Consider the following 555-nt stretch of genomic DNA (forward strand, 5'->3'; position numbering starts at 1 on the left):
AAAAGCGATAGAAAAACGTTTTGAGCTTTACCGTAATTACCAAGACGATCCGGATCATGCATTAGCAAAAGCAAAAGAGCTTGAGCTACTCATTAGCGAGATTCGTGAGCAAGCCAGTCGTCGTATTGTTAGAGAGCTGTCGCAACTATAATGCGCTGCTACGCTAATCAACTACCGAGTGAATTAAATAAAGGGCTAAAGCCCTTTTATTTAGTATTTGGTGAAGAGCCTTTTCAAGAAGCGCAATGCGTACAACAAATTCGCGACAGTGCTAAACAACAAGGTTTTGATGAAGTAATTAAGTTTACTTTAATGCAAGGATTCGATTGGCAAGAAATTATAGCCCAGTACCAAAGCATGTCGCTGTTTAGCGCCCGCACTATTATTGAGCTTGATTTAAACCAACAAAAGCCAGGCGTTATTGGCAGCAACACCTTTAAAAAAGTAGTTGAGCTGGTTAATCCCGATACTATTTTAATTGTTAAAGGCGCTAAAGCCAGTCAAGAAGTACAACGTGGTGCATGGTTTAAAGCCCTTGATAAACTAGGCGTGTTC

The 555-nt window shown here is 40.4% G+C and carries 1 protein-coding gene; it reads left to right on the forward strand.

The annotated features are described in order from the left end of the window. Window positions 1-150: 150 nt before the first annotated feature. On the forward strand, window positions 151-555 hold a 405-nt coding region (gene holA / locus I6E61_RS14015), incomplete at its 3' end, for a DNA polymerase III subunit delta (protein ID WP_265091303.1).

It is taken from the genome of Psychrobacter sp. NZS113 (assembly GCF_015864825.1).
Taxonomy (GTDB): Bacteria; Pseudomonadota; Gammaproteobacteria; order Pseudomonadales; family Moraxellaceae; genus Psychrobacter.